The following is a 22,368-nucleotide window of genomic DNA, read 5'->3' as shown; positions in this document are numbered from 1 at the left end:
GACCGGTGGTGGACACGGGGGTTGTCGTGGGGTCACGCGTCACGCACGTCGGGATCGCACGCGAGGAAGGAAGGACACCGCGGTGGCGGCATCGGCTGGCCCGGTACTGAGCCGGGAGGAGGTGGACCGCGCGCTCGCGCGCCTCGGCGCGGAGCGGGACGCGGTCGAGTCGGCGCTGCTCACGCTGCAGGACCACCCGGGCCTGCGGCTGCTGGACGGCGCCGAGCTGGCCGGGCGCACCCTGGAGCGGTGGTCCGTCGCCGGGAAGGGCCTGCCGCTGCTCTGGGCACTGTTCGACCGCTACTCCGAGGCGCTGGCCTCGGCGCGCGCCGTACGGGCCCGCAAGGCCAAGCCGGGTGCGCCCGAACTCGCCGAGCTGAGCGAGCTGTTGACGGGCGACGCGGTGACCGTCCCGGGCGGCGCGGTGCCGGACGGGCCGCAACTGCTGGGCGCGCCCGCCAAGCTGGTCGAGCGGATCAGCCTGGACGCGCTGATGGCCCGGATGAACTCCTGGTACGCCACCGTGCTGGAGGTGGTCAGCGCCGCCGACGCGGTCTGGTCGGCGCTGCCGGCCCGGATCGACCTGCTGCTGGCCGAACTGCACCGGGTGCGCACCCTGGCCGCCTCGCTCGGCGTGCGCATCGGCGCCCACCCGCTCGGCGACGACCTGGCCGGGCTGGAGAAGGACCTCACCGAGCTGCGCACCGAGGTGCGCGCGGACCCGCTGGCGCTGTGGCGCCCGGCCCGGGTGCCCGCCCAGCGCGGCACGGTGCCGGAGGGCTCGGCCTTCGCCGGGCCCGCCGGGGTGGTGGACACCGAGCGGTTCGACCGGGCCGGGCGGGCGCTGGACGGCGTCCGGCTGGAGCTGGAGGACCTGCTGCGGCTGCGCGACGAGGCCGAGGAGCGGCTGCAGGGCGTCGGCGACCTCCTCCAGCGGGCCGACGCGACGCTGGCCGAGGCCCGCCGGGCGCGCGGCGAGGTGCTGGCGAAGATAGCGGCCAGCGACGTCCCGGCGGTGCCCGGCCCGGCGTCGGCGCTGCGCGAACGGATCGTCGCGGCGCTGGACCTGCGCCAGAGCGGGCAGTGGGGCCGGCTGGCGCCGCTGCTGGACACCCTGGAGGACGCCGCCGCCAAGGAGCTGGCCCGGGCCCGGCAGGCGCTCACCGAGGTGACCCAGCCGCTGGCCGTCCGGGCCGAGCTGCGCGGCCGGCTGGACGCCTACAAGGCGATGGCGGCCCGGCTGCGGGTCTCCGAGGACCCGGAAGTGATCGAGCGGTACGAGAAGGCGCGCTGGCTGCTCTGGAGCGCGCCGTGCGACCTGCGGGCGGCGGCCGCCGCGGTGGCCCGGTTCCAGCAGTCGCTGCGCCCGGCCCAGGCAGAGGCGGAGCGCCAGGCCGAGGCAGCGGGCCGGGCCGAGGCGGAGGACCAGGCCCGGGCCGAGGCCGGGCAGGCTCAGGGGGCGACCGGCCAGACGCCGGTCGACGGACAGGTTCAGGGGGGCTGAGGTTGATGGGCGAGACGTGCGTACGGCCGGACTGCTCCGGCGACGGCAGGATCGACGCGGACGGCTACTGCGACGAGTGCGGGCTGGCCCCGGCGGGCGGGACCACCGCCACGCCCCAGGCGCCCGCACCGGCAGCCGCGGCGGGCCCCGGCTCGCCCTGTCCCCGGGACTGCTCCGGCACCATCGACGCCGACGGCTACTGCGACGACTGCGGCCTGACCCCGCCCGGCCCCGACACCGGCGTCACCCAGCCCTACGTCCCCTCCGCCCGGGTCGCCCCGGACTCGGCGCGCAGCGCCTCCGCCCGCTCCTCCCGCACCGGCTCGGCCCGGTCGATGTCCGGCCGCTCCCGCTCGCACCGCTCGACCCGCACCGGCAGCAGCCGCTCGGTCTCGGTGCGCTCCACCCGGGGCAGCAGCAGCGCGGGCACCCGCAACCGGCTGGGCGCCGGCCTGGTCACCGTGCCGACCGTGGCGAGCGCCGACCCGGCCCGGGCGGTGCTGGCCAACCCGGAGGTGCCCGAGCGCAAGCGGTTCTGCTCCAAGTGCGAGGCCCCGGTGGGCCGGGAGAAGAACGGCCGCCCGGGCCGCCCGGACGGCTTCTGCACCAAGTGCGGCACGCCGTACTCGTTCACGCCCAAGCTGCGCCGCGGCGACCTGGTCGGCGGGCAGTACGAGGTGGTGGGCTGCCTGGCGCACGGCGGGCTCGGCTGGATCTACCTGGCGGTGGACCGGCGGCTGGACGACAAGTGGGTGGTGCTCAAGGGCCTGCTGGACACCGGGGACGAGGACGCGCTGGCCGCGGCCGTCGCCGAACGGCGCTTCCTGGCCGAGGTCGACCACCCGAACATCGTCCGGATCATCAACTTCGCCGAGCACCCGGACCTGCGCACCGGCGCCACCGACGGCTACATCGTGATGGAGTACGTCGGCGGCAAGTCGCTCAAGGACATCGCCAACGACCGCCGCACCCCGGACGGCCGGCGCGAGCCGCTGCCGGTCGAGCAGGCCATCGCCTACGCGCTGGAGGCGCTGCCGGCCCTGGGCTACCTGCACGACCGGGGCCTGGTGTACTGCGACTTCAAGATCGACAACGCCATCCAGAGCGGCGACACCCTCAAGATCATCGACATGGGCGCCGTCCGCCGCCTCGACGACGACGGCCCGATCTACGGCACCATCGGCTACCAGGCGCCCGAGATCGCCACCGACGGCCCCTCCCCCGCCTCCGACCTCTACACCGTGGCCCGCACCCTCGCGGTGCTCACCTTCGACTTCCAGGGCTACAGCAGCACCTACCGGGACACCCTGCCCGGCCCGGAGGACGTCGAGGTCTTCGCCCGGTACGAGTCGTACTACCGGCTGCTGGTCCGCGCCACCGACCCGGACCCGGCCCGCCGCTTCGCCTCCGCCGAGGAGATGGCCGACCAGCTCACCGCCGTACTGCGGGAGATCCTGGCCCTCCGGAACGACCGGCCCTACCCGGCCCTCTCCACCCTCTTCGGGCCCGAACTGCGCGTCGTGGACACCGAGTTGGTCCTGCCGGCCAGCACGCCCGGACAGCTCCGGGTGACCGCCCTGGACCCGGCCGCCGCCGCCCTCGCCCTGCCCATCCCCCGGGTCGACCCGGGCGACCCCAACGCCGGCTTCCTCGCCACCCTGCTCTCCCCCGACCCCGCCGACGCGCTCGCCGCCCTGGCCGGCGCACCCGCCGTCTCGATGGAGAGCCGGCTGCGCGAACTGCGCGCCCTGCTCGAACTCGGCCGCCACCGCGACGCCGTGGGCCGCCTCGCCGAGCTGGAACAGGACCACCCGGACGACTGGCGGGTGGTCTGGTACCGCGGCCTCACCGCCCTCGTCGGGGCTGCCGAGGGGCTTGCGGAGCCGCCCCGAGCAGCCGATCCGGCGAGCGGGCGAGTAGCAGACCTCCGGGCGGCGGCCGAGGCCTTCGACGCCGTCTACGACGCCTTCCCCGGCGAGGCCGCCCCCAAGCTGGCCCTCGCCATCTGCGCCGAACTCCTCGGCGACGGCGGCGACGCGGCCGAGTTCTACCGGCTGGTGTGGAGCACCGACCACGCCTACCTGAGCGCCGCCTTCGGGCTGGCCCGGGTCCGGCTGGCCGAGGACGACCGCCCCGGCGCGGTCCGCGTCCTGGAGTCCGTCCCGGCCACCTCCAGCCAGTACACCGCCGCCCGGATCGCCGCCGTCCGCGCCCGGCTGCGCGAGCGGCCCGCCACCGACGAGCTGGCCGCCGACCTCGGCGCCGGCTCCGAGCAGCTGACCGCGCTGCGGCTGGACGACCGCCGCCGCGAGGAGCTGTCCGTCGAGGTGCTCAGCGCGGCCCTCGGCTGGATCGGCGCCGGTTCGGCCGGCGCCCCGCAGGCCGCCGGACTGGTGGTGCTGGGACGTCCCGCGCAGGAGCGGGAACTGCGCTTCGCCCTGGAACAGTCCTACCGGGTACTCGCCCGGTTGGCCGACCGGGCGGAGACCAGGATCGAGATGGTGGAACGGGCCAACCGTGCCCGTCCCAGGACGTGGGTGTAGCCGATGCCGCAGCAGACCGAGTGCCCGAGCTGTTCCGAGCCGATGGATCCGGAGGACGCCTACTGCGGCTCCTGCGGGGCAGGCCGGGACGGCCGGCCGGCCCCGGGCGCGATGCCCGCGGGCTGGGCCGCCGCCCGGGGTGAGGCCGTACCGCAGCAGCGCGGGCCGGTCTGCGTGCACTGCGGGCAGCCGCAGGTCACCCCGGACGGCTACTGCGAGGGCTGCGGCGGCGCCCAGCCGCGCCCGCGCGACCACATGGAGAAGGCGCTCGGCGGCGTCGCCGGGGTCAGCGACCGCGGCGTGCGCCACCACCGCAACGAGGACAGCTTCACCGTCGCCGCGACCTCGCTGCCCGGCGGCGAGCCGGTCGTGGTCGCCGTGGTGTGCGACGGCGTCTCCTCCTCCGACCGCCCGGACGAGGCCTCGGCGACCGCCGTGGACGCCGCCTCCGAGTCCCTGCTGACCTCCCTGGAGGCCGGCCGCGACCCGAACGAGGCGATGCGCGCGGCCATCGCCGACGCCGCCGGGGCCGTGGCCGACCTGGCCACCGACGGCGCCGGCCCCGCCCGGCCCGACCTCAACGCGCCCGCCTGCACCTACGTCAGCGCGATAGCGGCCGGCGGCCGGGTCACCATCGGCTGGGTCGGCGACACCCGGGCGTACTGGATCCCGGACGACCGCGCCGCCGCCGAGCCCTTCCGGCTCACCCAGGACGACTCCTGGGCGGCCCGGATGGTCGAGGCCGGGCTGATGAGCGAGGCGGAGGCCTACGCCGACCCGCGCGCCCACGCGATCACCGGCTGGCTCGGCGCCGACGCCGAGGAGGTCGTGCCGCACACCCTCGACTTCACCCCGCACGTCCCCGGCGTGGTGCTGATCTGCACCGACGGCCTGTGGAACTACGCCGAGGCGGCCACCGACCTGGCGTACTACGTCCGGCCGGACGCCCGCACCGAGCCGCTCGCCACGGCGCAGACCCTGGTGAAGTTCGCGGTCGCGGCCGGCGGCCACGACAACATCACGGTCGCCGTGCTGCCGATCGACCCGCCGGTCGTCCCCGTCGAGGAGGCCGAACAGACCCCGACCGCACTGGACCTGCCGGTGCTGACCCCGGCGGCGCCGGCGGCACGACCGGCCGTCGAGGAGGACGAGGACTACGAGCCGACCCTGCCGGACATCCCGGTGATCGGCTCCCCCGCCGCCCCGCTGCCCGCCGCCCTGCCGCCCCAGGCCCCACCGGTCCCGGCCGTCCCGCCGGCGCCTCCCGCCGCCCCGCCCGTCCCGCCGCAGCCGCCCCAGCCGCCGCACCCGCCGACGGCCTGACCGGCCCGCCACCGGAGCTCGCGGACCACGGTCCGCCGGCCGGCCCGGCGCACCGCCCCACCGTCCTGATCGCATCCACCCCCTCACCCGACGGGAGCCGACCGCCCCATGGCAACACTGGCGAAGCCGAACCTGCCCAGGTTCGACGTGGAGATCTTCCAGAACGAGTACCTGGCCGACGGCGCCCGCGAGGTCAACGCCATCGTCACCGTCACCGCGACCGGCGGCGGCACCTCCGGCGGGCGCCCGCTCGGGATCACCGACGCCGGGCCCGCCGGGGCCGGGGCCGAGGCGGCCGTGGTGATCCTGGTGGACTGCTCGGGCTCGATGGACTACCCCAAGACCAAGATCAACGGCGCCCGGGAGGCCACCTCCGCCGCCATCGACGCCCTGCGCGACGGCACCGCCTTCGCCGTCGTCGCCGGCACCCACGAGGCCCGCGACATCTACCCCGGCGACGGCACCCTGGCCACCGCCTCCGCCGCCACCCGCGAGCAGGCCAAGGAGTCGCTGCGCCGCCTCACCGCGGCCGGCGGCACCGCGATGGGCACCTGGCTGGCCAAGGCCGACAAGCTCTTCCTCACCCGCCACGACATCGCCATCCGGCACGCGATCCTGCTCACCGACGGCAACAACGAGCACGAGTCGGCGGAGGACCTGGCCCGCACCATCGAGCGGGTCACCGGCCACTTCACCGCCGACTGCCGGGGCGTCGGCACCGACTGGCGGATCGACGAACTGCGCAAGATCTCCTCGGCGCTGCTCGGCACCGTCGACATCGTCGCCGAACCCTCCGGCCTGGCCGAGGACTTCCGCTCGATGATGGCCGGCGCCATGGGCAAGCAGGTCGCCGACGTCGCCCTGCGGATCTGGACCCCGGCCAACGCCACCGTGAAGTTCGTCAAGCAGGTCGCCCCCGCGGTCGAGGACCTCACCGCCCGCCGCACCGAGGCCGGGCCCCGGGCCGGGGACTACCCCACCGGCTCCTGGGGCGACGAGAGCCGCGACTACCACGTCTGCGTCGAGGTCCCGGCAGCCTCCATCGGCAACGAGATGCTCGCCGCCCGGATCAGCCTGGTGCTGCCCCCGCAGGTCGGCAGCGGCACCCCCGAGGTGCTCAGCCAGGGCCTGGTCAAGGCGGTGTGGACCGACGACCTGGCCTCCTCCACCCGGATCAGCCCACAGGTCGCCCACTACACCGGGCAGGCCGAACTGGCCTCCTCCATCCAGGAGGGACTGGAGGCCCACCGCGCCGGGGACGTCGACACCGCCACCGCCAAGCTGGGCGCCGCCGTCCGGATCGCCCACGCGACCGGGAACGACGGCACCTACAAGCTGCTGCAGAAGGTGGTGGACGTGGTGGACCCGAAGGAGGGTACGGTTCGGTTCCGTAAGAACGTGAGCGAGGCCGACTCGATGACCCTTGAGACCCGGTCGACCAAGACGGTACGTGTGAAGAAGTGACCGCTGAAGACGTGACCGGGCCGGCGCCCCGGCCCGACGCCGCACGGAGCCGGCCCGAAACGAGGGGGACCTGATGCCGATCTGCCCGAGGGGCCACGAGTCGCAGGCCGAGGACTGGTGCGACTTCTGCGGCTTCCCGATGACCCCGCCGGCCCCGGCCCCCGGCGCCCACGGGGGCTACCCGGGCGCGCCCGGAGCCGAGCACCCGGCACCCGGCACGCCCGCCGGGCACCCGCAGCACGGCGGTGCGTCCTTCGGCGCGCCGCCGCCCCCGCCGCCGATGCCCCCGGGGGCGGTGCCCCCGCCGGGTGCCGTGCCCCCGCCCGGGTCCTACCCCCCGCCCGGGTCCTACCCGCCGCCGGCACAGGGCCTCACCGAGGGCCTGACCGTCTGCCCGATCTGCCGCAGCCCGCAGACCGGCCGGTTCTGCGAGGAGTGCGGCTACGACTACGAGCTCTCCACGCCCTCGCGCCGCCAGACCCCGGCCGCCGCCGCGCCCGTCCCCGGCCCCGCCCAGCCCGCGCCGCTGAACATCCCGGCGGCCTACGGCGGCGCCCCGCAGCAGCCCCAGCACCCGCAGGACCCGTACGGCCGGGACCCACACGGCCAGGACCCGTACGGCCAGGACCCGTACGGCCGGCAGGCGGCCGAGCAGCCCCCGGCGGCCCCGCAGGCCGTCGCCCCGCCCGTGCCGCAGCAGCCGCAGGCCCCCGCCCAGCAGGCACCGGCCCAGCAGCACACCTACGGCTACCCTCCGCCGGAGGGCGCCTTCCCCGAGGCCCAGCTGCGCGAGGACTCCGGCCCGGTGTACGCCCAGCCGGCCGGCCCCGGGCCGAACACCCGCGGCGGCGACTTCGGCACCTCTTTCCACCTCGCCCCGCCGCAGCAGCCGCAGCAGCCGCAGCCTCCGCACCAGGAGGCCGCCCCGGCCGAGCCGGTGCGGACCACCTGGATCGCCGTCGTCGCGGCCGACCGGGACTACTTCACCGACATGATGGCCCGCAGCGGCCCCGAGGCTGCCGGCCTGTTCTTCCCGCCGTACTGCCCCGAGCGCCGGATCCCGCTGACCGGCCGCGGCCAGCTGCGGATCGGGCGGCGCAGCCAGCACCGCGGCACCGTCCCGGAGATCGACCTGTCCGTCCCGCCGGAGGACCCGGGCGCCTCGCACCAGCACGCGCTGCTCGCCGAACAGGCGGACGGCAGCTGGGTGCTGGTGGACCAGGACTCGACCAACGGCACCACCGTGAACGGCGGCGCGGAGCCGGTCGCCCCGCACACCGCGGTGCCGCTGAACGACGGCGACCGGATCCACATCGGCGCCTGGACGACCATCACGGTGCACCGCGCCTGACGCACTCCTGAGCCAGCGTCAGCGGCAACTGCGGCCGGGCCGAGCGGAATTCGACATTTCGCCCGGCCCGGCCCTTTTCCTCCGGCTTCCTCAAAGGATCCGCAAATCCCGCTCCGGGACGTGCACAAGACGCTCCGCTAGCCCTATTGTCAGGGCACATGACTGCAGCTATATCCGCCGACGGCATCCGTCAGCGGTACGGGGATGTGCAGGCCGTCGACGGGGTGTCCTTCACCGTCGAGGCCGGCGAGTTCTACGGGATCCTGGGCCCCAACGGCGCCGGGAAGACCACCACGATGGAGATCCTGGAAGGCGTCCGGGAACCGGACGAGGGCCGGGTCGAGCTGCTGGGGATGGCTCCCTGGCCGCGCAATCCGAAACTGCTGCCGCGAATCGGCGTGCAGTTCCAGGCCTCCGCTTTCTTCCGGAAACTGACGGCCCGGGAGACCATTCGCACCTTCGCGTCGTTCTACGGGGTCGGTGCCAAGCGGGCCGATGCGATGCTGGAGCGGGTCGGCCTCGCGGACAAGTCCGAAGCCATGACCGACCAGATGTCCGGCGGCCAGGCCCAGCGCCTGTCGATCGCCTGCGCACTGGCCCACGACCCGGAGCTCGTCTTCCTGGACGAGCCCACCACCGGCCTCGACCCGCAGGCCCGGCGCAACCTCTGGGACCTCCTGCGGGACATCAACGCCGAGGGCCGCACGGTCGTGCTCACCACGCACTACCTGGACGAGGCCGAGGTGCTCTGCGACCGCGTCTCGATCATGGACCACGGCAAGATCCTGCACACCGGCGCCCCGGCGGCGCTGATCCGCGAGATCGACGACACCGTGCGGATCAGCGTGGCCTCCGGCCAGCTGCCCCTCGACCGGGCCCGCGAGCTGCTGACCGCGGCCGGCGCCGACATCGCCACCCTGGAGGACGACACCGTCTCGCTCTCCGTCTCCACCCGCCTTCCGGCCCCGGTGCTCAGCGTCCTGGCCGAGCAGAACGCCCTGCGCGGCCTCGAAGTGCGCGGCGCCACCCTGGAGGACGTCTTCCTCCAGCTGACCGGACGGGAGTTCCGCGCATGACCGCCAGCACGTCCACCGAGCCGAAGGTCCCCGCCCAGCGGGGCGGTTCGGCCGGCGCCGCCGGCGAACGGGAGCGGGTCAGCGCGTTCTGGAGCCTGTCCCGCGCCATGCTGCTCGGCATGAAGCGCGACCGCACCGCGACCTTCTTCATCCTGCTCTTCCCCCTGGTCTTCCTGGTCTTCTTCGGCGCCGTGACCAAGGGCTCCGGCAGCCCGCACGCCAAGGTGGCGCAGGTCGGCGCGGTGAAGCTGTTCGACTCGATGCAGGGCGGCGAACGGGCCGGGCTGGACCAGGTCCTCACGATCACCAGGACCGACGACGAGTCGGCCACGCTGGAGAAGGTCCGCAAGGGCGACTTCGACGCGATGATCAAGCAGGGCCCGGACGGCAAGGTCGAGCTGCGCTTCACCGCTGCCGACACCGTCCGCGCCGGCGCCGTCCAGGGCATCTTCAACTCGGTGGTGCAGAGCGCCAACCAGGAGGCCACCGGCCAGAAGCCGGCCTACGTCCTGGACGCCCAGCAGGTCGAGGACAAGTCGCTCAAGCCGATCCAGTTCCTCACCCCCGGCCTGCTCGGCTGGGCCGTCGCCACCGGCGCGGTGTTCGGCGCCGCCCTGACGCTGGTCAACTGGCGCAAGACCAAGGTGCTGCGCCGGCTGCGGCTGGCCCCGATCAACGCGGGTACGGTCGTCAGCTCCCGGGTCCTGGTCTCGCTGGTGACCGCGCTCCTGCAGACCACCGTCTTCCTGGTCGTCGCCACGAGCTTCTTCGGGCTCAAGCTGACCGGCAACTGGTGGCTGATCATCCCGCTGGTGTGCTGCGCGACGCTCGCCTTCATGTCGATCGGCCTGCTGGCCGGCTCGGTCGCCAAGACCGAGGAGGCGGCCAACGGCATCTCGCAGATCATCGTGCTGCCGATGTCCTTCCTGTCCGGCTCGTTCTTCCCGCTGGACGGCGCCCCGGGCTGGCTGAAGACCATCTCCGAAGTCATGCCGCTGCACTACCTGGTCAACTCCGCACAGTCGGTGCTGACCCGCGGCGGCGGCGTCATGGACGCCCTGCCGACCATGGGCGGCCTGCTGCTCTTCGCGGCCGTGCTGACCGGCATCTCCTGGAAGCTGTTCAAGTGGGAGGACTGATCACGTGGGAGCACTGACCTCCCGCTGACCGTCCCCGGTGGGGTCGTACGCCTTTTGTCCTGGTGTACGGCCCCACCGGCGTCTGCGACCATGGTCGGGTGAACGAGATCCGACGGGGCACGTTGAGCGAGGAGACCTTCTTCGAGCAGGTCGGCGGTGAGCCGACCTTCCGGCGGCTGGCCCGGCTGTTCTACCAGGGCGTCGCCGAGGACGAGCTGCTGCGGCCGATGTACCCCGAGGACGACCTGGGCCCCGCCGAGGAGCGGATGGCGCTGTTCCTGATGCAGTACTGGGGCGGCCCGCGCACCTACAGCGACCGGCGCGGCCACCCGCGGCTGCGGATGCGGCACGCGCCGTTCAAGGTCGACAAGGCCGCGCACGACGCCTGGCTCACCCACATGCGGGCGGCGGTGGCGGGCCTGGAACTGCCCGCCGAGCACGAACAGCAGCTGATCGACTACCTGACCTACGCCGCCGCCTCGATGATCAACACCCCGGGCTGAGCCCGGCTACCGGATCGGGCGGCTACCGGATCCGGCCGCTACCGGATCGGGCTGAGCCCCAGCCCCGCGCCCGGCGCGGCCGCCGTGCGCACCACCACCGAACCCGCCGGGGCGCTCAGCCGCAGCCAGCCGCCCGCCCGGTGCACGGTGAGCGGGGCGCCGGGCTTCAGGAAACCGATCACGTACGCGGCGTGCACCGCCCGCAGCGGCAGCTCCGGCAGCGCGGACACCGGGCGCGACCAGATCTCGTCGGCCAGCGCGTCCAGCACCGACCGGGTGCGGTGGTGCGCCGGGACGGCCTCGCTGCGCTCGCGGAACTCCCGCACCCCGGCCATGAGTTCGGGGTGCACCTCGGCCACCGGCGGCGCCCCGACCGGCCGCCAGCCGGTGCGCGGCGGCAGCAGCCCGGCCCAGGCGGGGCCGGTCACCGGCGCGGGCAGCGCGACGGTGCCCGCCTCCGCGTCCACACCGTCCAGCAGCTGGCCCGCCGAGGCGGTCAGGTCCACCGGCTCGTCGAGGCCGCCCAGCCGCGCGGTGCGGATCACCAGCACGCCCGAACCGCCCAGCGGCAGCCGGCCGAAGACCGCCAGCACGCCGTCCTCCGGCGCGGGGCCGACCGCCTGCAGGCGCACGGCCGCCGCCTTGTCGAAGCGCAACAGGCGCAGCAGGAAGGCGGAGAGGTCGGCGGCCTCCCCGGCGTCGGCCAGGGCGAGGCGGGCGGTGATGGTCACGCGGCTCAGCTCGAATCGATCGGTGGGGTGGGCTTTCAGACTGCCGCGACGGCGGGCTCCTCGTCCATGAAACGGGACAGGAACTCCCGCTCCACCGGCGAGATCCGGCGCGGCCGACCCTCGGCCAGGTCGTAGGGGACGACCACGCTGGACGCCCGGACGTACACGGTCTCGGTGCCGTCCTCGGCGACGTCCTTGATCTCGTACGAGACGGTCAGCGAGGCTCCGCCGATCTTCGTCACCCAGGTCTCGATGGTGACCGGCGTCGGCCGGTGCACCAGCGGGCGCTTGTAGTCGATCTCGTGGCGCGCCACCACCGAGCCGCCCGCGAACTCCCCGGCGCCGGCCTCGGCGGCCTGGGTGAACATGAAGTCGATCCGGGCCTCCTCCAGGTAGCGCAGGAAGACCACGTTGTTGACGTGCCCGAAGGCGTCCATGTCGGACCAGCGCAGCGGGCAGGGGTAGATGTGGCGAGCCACGGGTGTTCTCCTCGGTGTCCGGTGGCCCGACGCCGGACGTCGGAGTTCGGACGTCGGACGTCGGTGACGGGCCGCGGCCCGGCAGGCCGCCCCGGAGGGCAGTCTGCCGGGCCGTTGTGACAGCTGGGTGTCAGCCTCGGGTCAGCTTCTTGTAGGTGGCCCGGTGCGGACGGGCGGCGTCGGCGCCCAGTCGCTCGATCTTGTTCTTCTCGTACGACTCGAAGTTGCCCTCGAACCAGAACCACTTGCTCTCGCCCTCGTAGGCGAGGATGTGGGTCGCCACTCGGTCGAGGAACCAGCGGTCGTGGGAGATGACCACGGCGCAGCCGGGGAACTCCAGCAGGGCGTTCTCCAGCGAGGAGAGCGTCTCGACGTCCAGGTCGTTGGTGGGCTCGTCGAGGAGCAGCAGGTTGCCGCCCTGCTTGAGGGTGAGCGCCAGGTTCAGGCGGTTGCGCTCACCGCCGGAGAGCACGCCGGCCGGCTTCTGCTGGTCCGGGCCCTTGAAGCCGAAGGCCGACACGTAGGCGCGGGACGGCATCTCGACCTGGCCGACGTTGATCCAGTCCAGACCGTCGGAAACGACCTCCCAGAGGGTCTTCTTCGGGTCGATGTTGGAGCGGGTCTGGTCGACGTAGCTGATCTTGACGGTCTCGCCGACCTTGACCTTGCCGCTGTCCGGGGTCTCCAGGTCCTGGAGCATCTTGAACAGGGTGGTCTTGCCGGCGCCGTTCGGGCCGATGATGCCGACGATGCCGTTGCGCGGCAGGGTGAAGCTGAGGTCGTCGATCAGGACCTTCTCGCCGAAGGCCTTGTTGAGGTTCTCGACCTCGATGACGACGCTGCCCAGGCGCGGGCCCGGCGGGATCTGGATCTCCTCGAAGTCCAGCTTCCGCATCTTGTCGGCCTCGGCCGCCATCTCCTCGTAGCGGGCCAGACGGGCCTTGGACTTCGCCTGGCGGCCCTTGGCGTTGGAGCGGACCCACTCCAGCTCTTCCTTGAGGCGCTTGGCGCGCTTGGCGTCCTTCTGCCCCTCGACCTTGAGACGGGACTGCTTGCTCTCCAGGTAGGTGGAGTAGTTGCCCTCGTAGCCGATCGCGCGGCCGCGGTCGAGCTCCAGGATCCAGCCGGCCACGTTGTCCAGGAAGTACCGGTCGTGGGTGACGGCCACGACGGTGCCCTTGTACTTGGCCAGGTGCTGCTCCAGCCAGTTCACCGACTCGGCGTCCAGGTGGTTGGTGGGCTCGTCGAGGAGCAGCAGGTCGGGGGCCTCCAGCAGCAGCTTGCAGAGCGCCACGCGGCGCTTCTCGCCACCGGACAGCTTGGTGACGGCCCAGTCGCCGGGCGGGCAGCCCAGGGCGTCCATGGCCTGCTCCAGCTGGGCGTCCAGGTCCCAGGCCTCGGCGTGGTCCAGCTCCTCCTGGAGCTTGCCCATCTCGTCGAGCAGCTCGTCCGAGTAGTCGGTCGCCATCAGCTCGGCGATCTCGTTGAAGCGGTCGAGCTTCCCCTTGATCTCCTTGACGCCGTCCTGGACGTTCTCCAGGACCGTCTTGGACTCGTCCAGCGGCGGCTCCTGGAGGAGCATGCCGACGGTGTAGCCGGGCGAGAGGAAGGCGTCGCCGTTGGAGGGCTGCTCCAGGCCGGCCATCATCTTCAGCACGGTGGACTTACCGGCACCGTTGGGGCCCACGACGCCGATCTTCGCTCCGGGGAGGAAGCTGAGCGTCACGTCGTCAAGGATGACCTTGTCTCCGTGAGCCTTGCGCACCTTGCGCATCGTGTAGATGTATTCCGCCACGTGAGATCGCTCCGGCGTCGTCGGGAGTATTCGGCTTGCAGCCTTCCATTGTGCCGCACCCGGCCCGAACCCCCGAACCGCCCAGGTGGACCCCGCCGGGGTATCCCGAACGGATCCGGGACGCATCGGGAACGGCGAAGGCCCGGTTCCCCGCAGCAACTGCGGGGAACCGGGCCGATTCCGCTCTTCAGGCCTCAGGAGGTGGACTCCCCCGGCCCGCCCGGGCGCCTCAGGCGCCTCAGGCGCCTCAGGCGACGGTGCGCTTCAGGCGCTGAGGCGCTTCGGGAGCCTCAGGCGGCGGTGCGACCGTGGCGGCCGCGGCGGCGCAGGACGAAGACGGCGGCGCCACCGGCCACGACCAGACCACCGGCGACGGCGGCGAGGATCGGGGTCGAGTCATTGGCACCGGTCTGGGCCAGGCCACCGGTGCCCGGGGCGGAGCTGGTGGTCGCCGGGGTCGGCTGGCCGGCGGCCGGGGTGGTCGAGGTCGCCGACGGGGTGGCGGTGCCGGCCGGGGTGGTCGGGGTGCCGGTCGGGGTCACACCGGTCTTGCAGTCCAGGACGCCCGTGAACTCCTTGGCGTAGCCGTTCGGGCCGGCCACCTTGATGTCGTACTTGGCCTTCTCGGCGACCTTGACGAGCACGCTCTCGGTCTTGCCCGGCTGGACGGTCACCTGCTGCTTGTCGACCGTGACGGTCGCGGCCTCGTCACCGCTGTTGGTGACGGAGACGCGCACGCCGTTGTTGGCGCACTCGACCTTGGCGGAGCTGTCCACCAGCGCGCCCTTGCCCTGCTTCCAGGCGACCTTGGCGGAGGCCGCGACGTTCACCTTGGTGGAGCCGGCCAGGATCATGGTCTGGCTGTGGTTGCCGTCGTCGTCCAGGTCGCTCATGAAGACCCGGCCGCTGAGCACGGTGGCCTCGGCGCTGGCGTCGAGGCCCGCCTTGCCGTCCGGGGTGCCGGCCGGCACGTCCAGGAACAGCTGGGTGTCCTTGGCGATCGGACCGGCCAGGTTGCCGGCGACCGGCTTGCCGTCCTTGTCCAGCACCTTGATCTTGTCGGCGGCGTCGCCGGAGACGGCCAGCTTGACGGCGCCGGCGCTGGAGTTCAGCACGAACGGGCCGAGCTTGCCGCCCGACTTGCCGGAGACGGAGTCCGGGGTGAGCGTCAGCGAGGGCTTCGGCTCGGCCGCCACGCCCTTGTTGGCGTCACTGGTCAGGTAGTTGCGCAGCTTCTTGGCGTTCTCGGTGCGCGGGATCGCGGTCTTGTCGTCCGAGAACTTCCAGATCGCCGCCTGGGTGCCGGCGGCGGCGTCCTCGTCGCTCAGGCTGTTGACGTGGATGGCCGCGGCCAGCGAGGCCAGGTTCGCCTGCGGGTACGAGTTGTCCAGGATCCAGCGGATCTTGGAGGCGTTGGCGTTGCTGTTGAGGGAGCTCGACGCCCAGTCGGCCTCGTGGTACTTGGCGCGGCTGTTCAGGTAGACCGGGTTGTCGAAGTCGATGCAGTAGGTCTGCAGCTTCTCGCCCGCGGCCGTCTTGAGGGTGAACAGACCCGCGTCGACGGTCCCCTTGCCCTCGACGTCGACCTTCTCGCCGAGCATGGTGTTCTGCACCACCGCGGTGACGCCCGAACCCGGGGTGTCCGCTGCGACCGCCGCACCGGCCGCGAACAGGCCTCCGCCCAGCGCCACGCTGGTCGTGAGCATGACAGTGGTTATCCGGGACAGACTCCGCCCCTGCCTCTGGAACATCTGGGATCCCTCCGGGCCGGGCCGGTCCGATGGACGGCCCGCCGACTTGCCGTGCCGCGCGTGCCCCCTGTGGCACTGCTGCGGGTATGAACCAGACGAATCCTATTGACCCCCAGAGGCCCCGAAACCCCCATGCGAAATCAGGACGATTCCGTATCTGGATCGTTATCAACCCTCCCAGATTCCACACAAGCTGACGGATGGCCGGAAACTCCGGGCCACTTTCTGTTATCCGGTCGGCATTGTGCGTGCGGGCACAACAACCATCTCGATCAACATATTTGTCGACAGAGTCGGCCACCGACCGGTCAGTTCACCACGCCCTGCACGTCACCTCCCCGACCGCTCCCGGCCACCTCGCTCTGACCCTCCATCACCGGACGCACGGCCGCCGCCGGAGCTGTCGCGGCGGCCGCAAGGGCCCGACGCGCCTCCAGTGCGCTCACGATCCACCCCGGCACCACCTCGCCCCCGGGCTCACCTCCGGCCTCGCCCGCGGCCTCCGCCCCACCCGGCCCCACGCCGCCCGCGGGCTGCCCGCGCACCGCCGACGCCCAACGGAACGCCGAGGTACCGCGGGTGAGATCGTGTCCGACCGATCGGGCGTCGATCTCAGCCCGGCTGCGCTTCACCTCCCCCTCCTTCCACTCCCGCACCCGCAGCCGGCCGCTCACCAGCACCGGATCGCCCTTGTTCAGCGAACTGATCAGGTTCACCGCGAGCGCCCGCCAGGCCGTCACCGCCACGAACTGCGTCTCGCCGTCCACCCAGCACTCGCGCTGCCGGTCGTACCGCCGCTCGGTGCAGCCGACCCGGAAGCTCGCCATCGGCACCCCGCCGGAGGTCTCCCCGTAGGTCACCTCCGTCGCGACATTGCCGACCACCGTCACATGCGTCTCGCTCACGGCACACTCTCCGTTCTCGCCGATGCACCGTACGGAATCGACCGGTGCGCCTTGAGCGTGCACCCCGCGGGAAATAACGGCCAATGACTTCCGAAATCCTGTGGATAACTCGGGCCCGTGGAACAGCTGTCACTCGCAGGGGTGAATTTTGCCCTCCGGAGACCGCTTCGCCCCCGCCTCTTCGCGGCCATGACAACAAACCCGCTGATCGCCGCCCCCACCCGCGGCCGGGGGAACGCCCCCCGGCGACCGTCCGCGCACGTCATCCGACCGGCGCAACCACGATTAGCGCCCCACTCGCGCCGCCGGCGGCGCATTCTCCGTGCCGAATCCATAACGGGTGAGGAGGCAGCCCCGTAACGACTGCACAACGTCCGGCGCGGAACACTCCCAGACCGCTGCACTCACGGCGTTCACCTGCGATTATCGGACCGCTCCACCGAACCGACACACCAACGACGGTGTCGTCACACTCGGCCGAGGAACTGGACACCCTTATCCTGTCCCCGACAGGTCGAGGGTCCACCCACCCCCACCCCCACCCTCAGGTACGGGGCCGGACAGCGCGCGCCCTCGGCGCTCGTCGCCCGCTCCCGGCCACGGTCACGCCCACCCGGGCGCCGCCCGTCCCGCCCCCATAGCTCAGCGGATAGAGCACCCGCCTTCTAAGCGGTAGGTCGCAGGTTCGAATCCTGCTGGGGGCGCCACCCGACAATTTCCGCGGATCGCCGCACGACCGCGACTATGCGTAGCCGGATAGGTTCTCCCGGTCATACTGCGCACGCACCGCGCATAACCCGTGACAATGCGTGTCATGCCGCCGCGAAAAAGTGCCGGCGGCCATTGCCGGCGGCAGGTGCGGTGCTCGGTCGGGTTCCGGGTCGTTTTCGGACAATCCCACGGCCCGGACAATCCCGCCGGGCCGCCCGTACGGCGGAAATCCCGGGGGAACTCCCCGCCCGGAAGCTCTCGGAAGCACCCGGAAACGCCCTAAAGCGCACCGGTCGCGCTCGAAAGCACCCGGAAAGCACCCCGGGAACGCCCAGCGGACACCCAGGAACACGAGCCGGAAAGCGCCGTCAGTCCGCCGACTCGGTCGGCGCCGCCGGCCCCGTCAGCCCCGCCAGATAGGCGTCCAGCAGGGCCTCCTGGCGCCCGGCCGGGAACTCGTCCGGGGCGAACAGCGCCTGCACCACCAGTCCGAGCACGAAGGCCTGCGCCCCCGCCGCGACCTCCGCCGGATCGGCCTGCGCCGGGAGCTCCCCGAGCCGCTGGGCGTCCCGGACGAACCCGGTGAGCGCCACCCGCGACCGGGCGTAGCGGCCCGCGTGCGCGGCCGCCAGCTCCGGATCGGCCAGCGCGTGGTCCCAGGAGCCGACCCAGATCCGGTTGCCGGCCGCGGAGTCCCCGTCCAGCGGCAGGACGTCCAGCAGCGCCGCCCGCAGCCGGGCCAGCCCGGGAGGCGGCGGCGGGCTGCCGTCGGCGGGGGCGGCCCGCCGGGGCCGGTCGCCCGAGCGCCGGTCCAGCTCCTCCAGCGCATGGCTCAGCAGCGCCCGCTTGTTCGGGAAGTAGTGCGTCAACAGCCCGGTGGAGGCGCCCAGTTCGGTGGCCACCGCGCGCAGCGTCAGCCCCTCGAAGCCCCGGGTGGAGAGCACTCGCCACACCCCCTCGGACACGTCCGAGCGGCGGGCGTCATGGTCTCCACGGGCCGGTGTCATGGGGGCTATCGTACATACCAAACGTTTGTTATGAATAGATCCGACCAGCCCGCGCACCATCGTGAAAGGCCCGCCCGTGTTTGCCGTACAGCTCACCGACCACGCCGAACTGCGCCCGCTGGAGCCCTGGCAGGCCCCCGAGTTCCTGGCCCACATCGACCGCGCCCGCGCCCACACCGACCCGTGGATCCCCTGGGCCACCTTCTCCACCGACCTGGACTCCGCCCGGGCCACCCTGCAGCGCTACGCCGACGGCCAGGCCGCCGACCAGAAGCGGATCTTCGGCATCTGGCGGGACGGCACGCTGGTCGGCGGCGTGATGTTCGTCAGCTTCGACACCAAGTCCGGCGTCTGCGAGATCGGCGCCTGGACCGAGCCGGCCGGCGAGGGCGGCGGGCTGGTCACCGCCGCCGTCCGGCAGCTGCTCGACTACGCCTTCGTCACCCGCGGCCTTCACCGGGCCGAGTGGTGGTGCACCTCCGTCAACGCCCGCAGCCGCGCCGTCGCCGAACGGGTCGGCATGACGCGGGACGGCGTGCTGCGCGAGTGGTACCTGCACAACGGGGTCCGCCTGGACAAGGAGATCTGGGCGATCCTGGCCTCCGAGTGGGCCGCCCGGGCCTGACGCCCGGCGGCGACGCCCTTCCCGGCAGCACCGACGGCGCGGGGCCCGGTGGACTCCCCTGTGGTCCACCGGGCCCCGCGCCGTACCGGTCGTCCCGGCCCGCTCAGGCCGCCAGCACCGGCTTCTCCGGCTCGGAACGCTCCCCCGCCGCACCCCCGGAGGCCCGCAGCCGCAGGGCGAGCACCAGCACCAGCACCATCACGCCGCTCGCCGACAGGAACACCACGTCCACGGCGTCCGTGAAGCTGCCCAGCGCGTGCTCGCGGGCCGCGCCGGTGAGCGTCCTGACCGCGTCGAGCGTCCGGCCGGACTCCCCCGCCTCGAACACCCGGGCCAGCACGGTGCCGAACAGCGCCGCGCCGAGCGCGCTGCCGAGGGTCTGGAAGAAGCGCACCCCGGTGGTCGCCACACCGAGCTGGTGGGCCGGGGCGGCCTGCTGCACCTCGGCGATCAGCTGGCCGATCAGCTGGCCCAGCCCGCCGCCCAGCAGGGCGAGTTCGAGGCAGACCGCCCAGAGGCCGGTGGCCGGCCCGCTGAGGGCGAGCAGGGCCAGGGCGAGCGCCGAGCAGCCCGCGCCGGCCACCAGGAACGTGCGCGACGAGTGGCCGCGGGAGACCAGCCGGCCGGTCAGCAGGCCGACGGCCGTCATCCCGGCGGCCATCGGGATCAGGTACAGGCTGGCCGCGGTCGGGGCGACCCCGCGGGCGATCTGCAGGTAGAGCATCACGAACATGATCGAGCCGGTCATGCCCATCCCGACCAGGCCCTGGATCGCGAAGCCGAGGCGCACCACCCGGATCCGGAACAGCGACAGCGGCAGCACCGGCTCGGCGGCGGTGCTCTGGCGCCACAGGAAGAGGGCGAGCACGGCCAGGGTGGCGGCGCCGAGCCCGAGGATCACCGGAGAGGCCCAGCCGTAGTCCTTGCCGCCCCACTCGGTGACCAGCAGGAGCCCGGTGGCGAAGGCGGCCGCCAGGGCGGCGCCGGGGAAGTCCAGTCTCCGACGCCCGGCCGCCGACGGCAGCTTGACCACCAGGGCGACGCCGGCCAGGACGACGAGGCCGAGCGGAAGGTTGACGTAGAAGATCCAGCGCCAGCTCAGGTGGTCGGTGAACAGCGCGCCGATCAGCGGGCCGATCGCCATGCCGAGGCCCGCGACGATCCCGCCCATCGCCCCGCCCTTGCCGCCGCCGCGTTCCTCCGGCTCCTTCAACTGGGCGATGACCACCATGGTGACGCTCATCAGGCCGCCGCCCCCGATGCCCTGGACGGCCCGGAAGGCGATCAGCTGGCCCATGGTCTGGGCCGCCCCGCACAGCGCGGAGCCGACCAGGAAGGTGCCGACGGCCCCGAGCAACACGCGCTTGGCGCCGTGGACGTCGCAGAGCTTGCCGTACAGCGGCAGCAGCGCGGTGGCGGCCAGGGCGAACGCACTGACCAGCCAGGGCAGCCGGTCGACGCCGTGGACGGGGTCGAGGTCGCGGACGATCGGCACGGTGGCCGCCGACACGATGTTCATGTCGAGCACGGCCAGCACGATCGTGACCAGGCAGAGCATCATGCCCAGCCTTCGCCGGGCCGGTGTCATCAGGGTCGGTGCGGCCGGAGCCGGTTCGGCCAGGGCATCGGGTGCCATCGGAAAGTCCCCCGGAGTCAGTGGAGTTCGGCCCGACCGGGGTGGTCCGGCGGGCTCGGCACCACCATGGCAGCATTTTTGTACCTGGTCAATTCTTCGCCCAAGCCAATTATTCAGCCGAGTCCACCTTTGATCCTGGTACAGTCTCCCCATGGCGACACACCCCGCCCTCGACCTCGCCGCCGACCGCGACCTCGGCGCGCTCCCGCTGCGCGAGCGCAAGAAGATCCAGACCGGCATGCGGATCTGGCACACCGCCATCGGACTCTTCGCCGAGCGGGGGTTCGACCAGGTCTCGGTCGCCGAGATCGCGGCAGCCGCCGAGGTGTCCAAGATGACCGTCTTCAACTACTTCCCCACCAAGGAAGACCTGGTCATGGCCCCGCTGGAGCAGCACCTCGACGAGCCGGCCCGGGTGGTGCGCGAGCGCGCCCCGGGCACCTCTGCGGTGGTGGCGCTGCGCGAGCACTACCTGGCCGCGCTCGAACGGTTCGACCCCTCCACCGGCCTGAGCGACGACCCGGTCGTCCTCAATGTGGTCCGGGTGATCCACCAGACCCCGGCCCTGGCGATTCGCGCCACCGCCGGCTTCGACCGCAAGACGCAGACCCTGCTGGCCGCCGAGCTGCTCGCCCAGGACCCGGCCCACGACGAGCTCACCGCCAGGGTCGCCGCCGCCCAACTGGTGGCCGCCCAGCTGACCCTGACCGGCGAGAACCAGCGTCGGATGCTGGCCGGCGAACGCGCCGCGGACATCCTGCCGGACGCCCTCGGCGCGACCCGGCGCGCGTTCGCCCTGGTCGAACGGGGCCTCGGGGACTACTGCGCCGCCACCGCCTGAGAGAGTGGGCGCACCACGACCCACCGGAGGTGCGCATGGACGACCAGCCGCTGCTCACGCGGGACCGCTCAGCCCTGCCCACCCGGGTCGAGGGCCTCCATGCGTACGTCGGCGAGGACGGCGTCGCGGTGCTGGAGTTGGCCCGCCCGCACCGCCGCAACGCGGTGACCCTGGCGATCTGGCAGGCCATCCCCGCCGTGCTGGAGCAGCTCGCCGCCCAGGACGGCATCCGCGCCCTGCTGCTCACCGGCGCCGGCAACACCTTCAGCGCGGGCGCGGACATCGGCGAACTCGCCGAGATGTACGGCGCTCCGGAACGCGCGGACGCCTACCACGCGATCAACGTCGTCGCCGAGGAGGCGCTGGCGGCCTTCCCGCACCCGACGATCGCGGTGGTGCACGGCGCCTGCGTGGGCGGCGGCTGCCAACTGGCCGTCGCCTGCGACCTGCGCTTCGTCGCCGAGGACGCCCGGCTGGGCATCACCCCGGCCAAGCTGGGGGTGGTCTACCCGGCGGTGCCGACCCTGCGGCTGGCCCGGCTGGTCGGCGCGGCGCGCGCCAAGTACCTGCTGTTCTCCGGCGAGTTGGTGCCGGGCCGGGACGCGCTGCCGCTGGGCCTCGCCGAACGCGTCCTGCCGGACGCCGAACTGGACGCCGCCGCACTGGACTTCGCCCGCCTGCTGACCCTGCGCTCGCCGCAGACCATCGGTGCGGTCAAGGCCGCCCTGGCCGTCCCGCCCGAGCAGGCCGCCGAGGCGCTGGCCCCCTGGGAGCGCCGCTCCCGGCAGGCCCCGGACGTCCACGAGGGCCTGGCCGCGTTCCTGGAGGGCCGGCCGGCCCGGTTCTGAACCGGGACCGGTTTGATCCCGGACCGGAGCAGGTGGCCGGGAAGCGTGGCCGGGAAGCGCGGCCGGGGTCCGTGCACGGCGGCGACACCCGTACGATCATCCGGCCGCCGTCCAGCCCCTCACGACCCCGGAGCGA

Annotated in this window: 18 protein-coding genes and 1 tRNA gene; 12 read left to right on the top strand and 7 right to left on the bottom strand. The window is 73.1% G+C overall.

The genetic code is table 11. The annotated features are described in order from the left end of the window. Window positions 1-82: 82 nt before the first annotated feature. From BX285_RS24280 to BX285_RS24245, 8 genes are all read left to right on the top strand, one after another. Window positions 83-1,504, top strand: a complete 1,422-nt coding sequence (locus BX285_RS24280) for a hypothetical protein (RefSeq protein WP_097235951.1) — start codon at window positions 83-85, stop codon at window positions 1,502-1,504. A 5-nt stretch (window positions 1,505-1,509) separates the two neighbouring features. After that, window positions 1,510-4,047 (top strand): serine/threonine-protein kinase, encoded by a 2,538-nt coding sequence (locus tag BX285_RS24275; RefSeq protein WP_121178024.1) that lies wholly within the window; start codon window positions 1,510-1,512, stop codon window positions 4,045-4,047. Window positions 4,048-4,050: 3 nt separating this feature from the next. Next, window positions 4,051-5,370, top strand: a complete 1,320-nt coding sequence (locus BX285_RS24270) for a PP2C family serine/threonine-protein phosphatase (RefSeq protein ID WP_179852734.1) — start codon at window positions 4,051-4,053, stop codon at window positions 5,368-5,370. A gap of 108 nt (window positions 5,371-5,478) precedes the next feature. Next, window positions 5,479-6,834, top strand: coding sequence for a VWA domain-containing protein (locus tag BX285_RS24265; RefSeq protein WP_097235953.1), 1,356 nt, complete (start codon window positions 5,479-5,481; stop codon window positions 6,832-6,834). Window positions 6,835-6,907: 73 nt separating this feature from the next. Continuing rightward, on the top strand, window positions 6,908-8,185 hold the full coding sequence (locus tag BX285_RS24260; protein WP_121178022.1) for an FHA domain-containing protein: 1,278 nt from the start codon (window positions 6,908-6,910) through the stop codon (window positions 8,183-8,185). A gap of 158 nt (window positions 8,186-8,343) precedes the next feature. Continuing rightward, complete coding sequence (locus tag BX285_RS24255; RefSeq protein WP_097235955.1) at window positions 8,344-9,261, top strand: ABC transporter ATP-binding protein; 918 nt, start codon at window positions 8,344-8,346, stop codon at window positions 9,259-9,261. Then, window positions 9,258-10,400: an ABC transporter permease gene (locus BX285_RS24250; RefSeq protein ID WP_257032379.1), complete on the top strand. Its 1,143-nt coding sequence runs from the start codon at window positions 9,258-9,260 to the stop codon at window positions 10,398-10,400. The genes BX285_RS24255 and BX285_RS24250 overlap by 4 nt, the downstream gene beginning before the upstream one ends. 98 nt (window positions 10,401-10,498) lie before the next feature. After that, complete coding sequence (locus BX285_RS24245) at window positions 10,499-10,903, top strand: globin (RefSeq protein WP_097235956.1); 405 nt, start codon at window positions 10,499-10,501, stop codon at window positions 10,901-10,903. Window positions 10,904-10,941: 38 nt separating this feature from the next. Here BX285_RS24245 and BX285_RS24240 read toward each other — a convergent pair whose 3' ends face one another. The 5 genes from BX285_RS24240 to BX285_RS24220 all read right to left on the bottom strand — a co-directional run bounded on the left by BX285_RS24240 (window position 10,942) and on the right by BX285_RS24220 (window position 16,564). Further along, window positions 10,942-11,634 carry a hypothetical protein gene (locus BX285_RS24240; RefSeq protein ID WP_306458849.1) on the bottom strand — a complete coding sequence of 231 codons (693 nt, stop codon included), beginning with the start codon at window positions 11,632-11,634 and terminating at the stop codon, window positions 10,942-10,944. Window positions 11,635-11,669: 35 nt separating this feature from the next. Continuing rightward, entirely contained in the window at window positions 11,670-12,113 is a 444-nt protein-coding gene (locus BX285_RS24235; RefSeq protein WP_097235957.1) for a thioesterase family protein, read from the bottom strand. A gap of 130 nt (window positions 12,114-12,243) precedes the next feature. Beyond that, a complete protein-coding gene (ettA, locus tag BX285_RS24230) occupies window positions 12,244-13,908 on the bottom strand; it encodes an energy-dependent translational throttle protein EttA (RefSeq protein WP_097235958.1) in 1,665 nt (554 codons plus the stop codon). Window positions 13,909-14,198: 290 nt separating this feature from the next. Beyond that, window positions 14,199-15,614, bottom strand: coding sequence for a Cys-Gln thioester bond-forming surface protein (locus BX285_RS24225; RefSeq protein WP_183107209.1), 1,416 nt, complete (start codon window positions 15,612-15,614; stop codon window positions 14,199-14,201). Between the two features lie 353 nt (window positions 15,615-15,967). After that, window positions 15,968-16,564 carry a single-stranded DNA-binding protein gene (locus BX285_RS24220; RefSeq protein WP_097235960.1) on the bottom strand — a complete coding sequence of 199 codons (597 nt, stop codon included), beginning with the start codon at window positions 16,562-16,564 and terminating at the stop codon, window positions 15,968-15,970. 631 nt (window positions 16,565-17,195) lie between these two features. Between BX285_RS24220 and BX285_RS24215 the strand changes: the two genes are divergently transcribed. Next, window positions 17,196-17,271: transfer RNA gene (locus BX285_RS24215), tRNA-Arg, on the top strand. A 372-nt stretch (window positions 17,272-17,643) separates the two neighbouring features. Here the strand turns inward: BX285_RS24215 and BX285_RS24210 are convergent. Next, on the bottom strand, window positions 17,644-18,282 hold the full coding sequence (locus BX285_RS24210; protein WP_183107208.1) for a TetR/AcrR family transcriptional regulator: 639 nt from the start codon (window positions 18,280-18,282) through the stop codon (window positions 17,644-17,646). Between the two features lie 76 nt (window positions 18,283-18,358). Between BX285_RS24210 and BX285_RS24205 the strand changes: the two genes are divergently transcribed. Next, window positions 18,359-18,907: a GNAT family N-acetyltransferase gene (locus BX285_RS24205; RefSeq protein ID WP_121178017.1), complete on the top strand. Its 549-nt coding sequence runs from the start codon at window positions 18,359-18,361 to the stop codon at window positions 18,905-18,907. A 103-nt stretch (window positions 18,908-19,010) separates the two neighbouring features. Here BX285_RS24205 and BX285_RS24200 read toward each other — a convergent pair whose 3' ends face one another. Further along, entirely contained in the window at window positions 19,011-20,543 is a 1,533-nt protein-coding gene (locus BX285_RS24200) for an MFS transporter (RefSeq protein WP_398901061.1), read from the bottom strand. Window positions 20,544-20,694: 151 nt separating this feature from the next. Here BX285_RS24200 and BX285_RS24195 point away from each other — a divergent pair, with 151 nt between their 5' ends. Both BX285_RS24195 and BX285_RS24190 read left to right on the top strand, forming a co-directional pair. Then, window positions 20,695-21,384: a TetR family transcriptional regulator gene (locus BX285_RS24195; RefSeq protein WP_121178014.1), complete on the top strand. Its 690-nt coding sequence runs from the start codon at window positions 20,695-20,697 to the stop codon at window positions 21,382-21,384. A gap of 35 nt (window positions 21,385-21,419) precedes the next feature. Continuing rightward, the gene (locus tag BX285_RS24190) at window positions 21,420-22,232 is read left to right on the top strand and encodes an enoyl-CoA hydratase/isomerase family protein (protein ID WP_121178011.1); all 813 of its coding nucleotides are present in this window, start codon (window positions 21,420-21,422) and stop codon (window positions 22,230-22,232) included. Window positions 22,233-22,368 lie beyond the last annotated feature (136 nt).

Source organism: Streptomyces sp. 1114.5, from assembly GCF_003635085.1.
Lineage (GTDB): Bacteria > Actinomycetota > Actinomycetes > Streptomycetales > Streptomycetaceae > Kitasatospora.
This window is presented reverse-complemented; position numbering and strand designations above follow the sequence as displayed.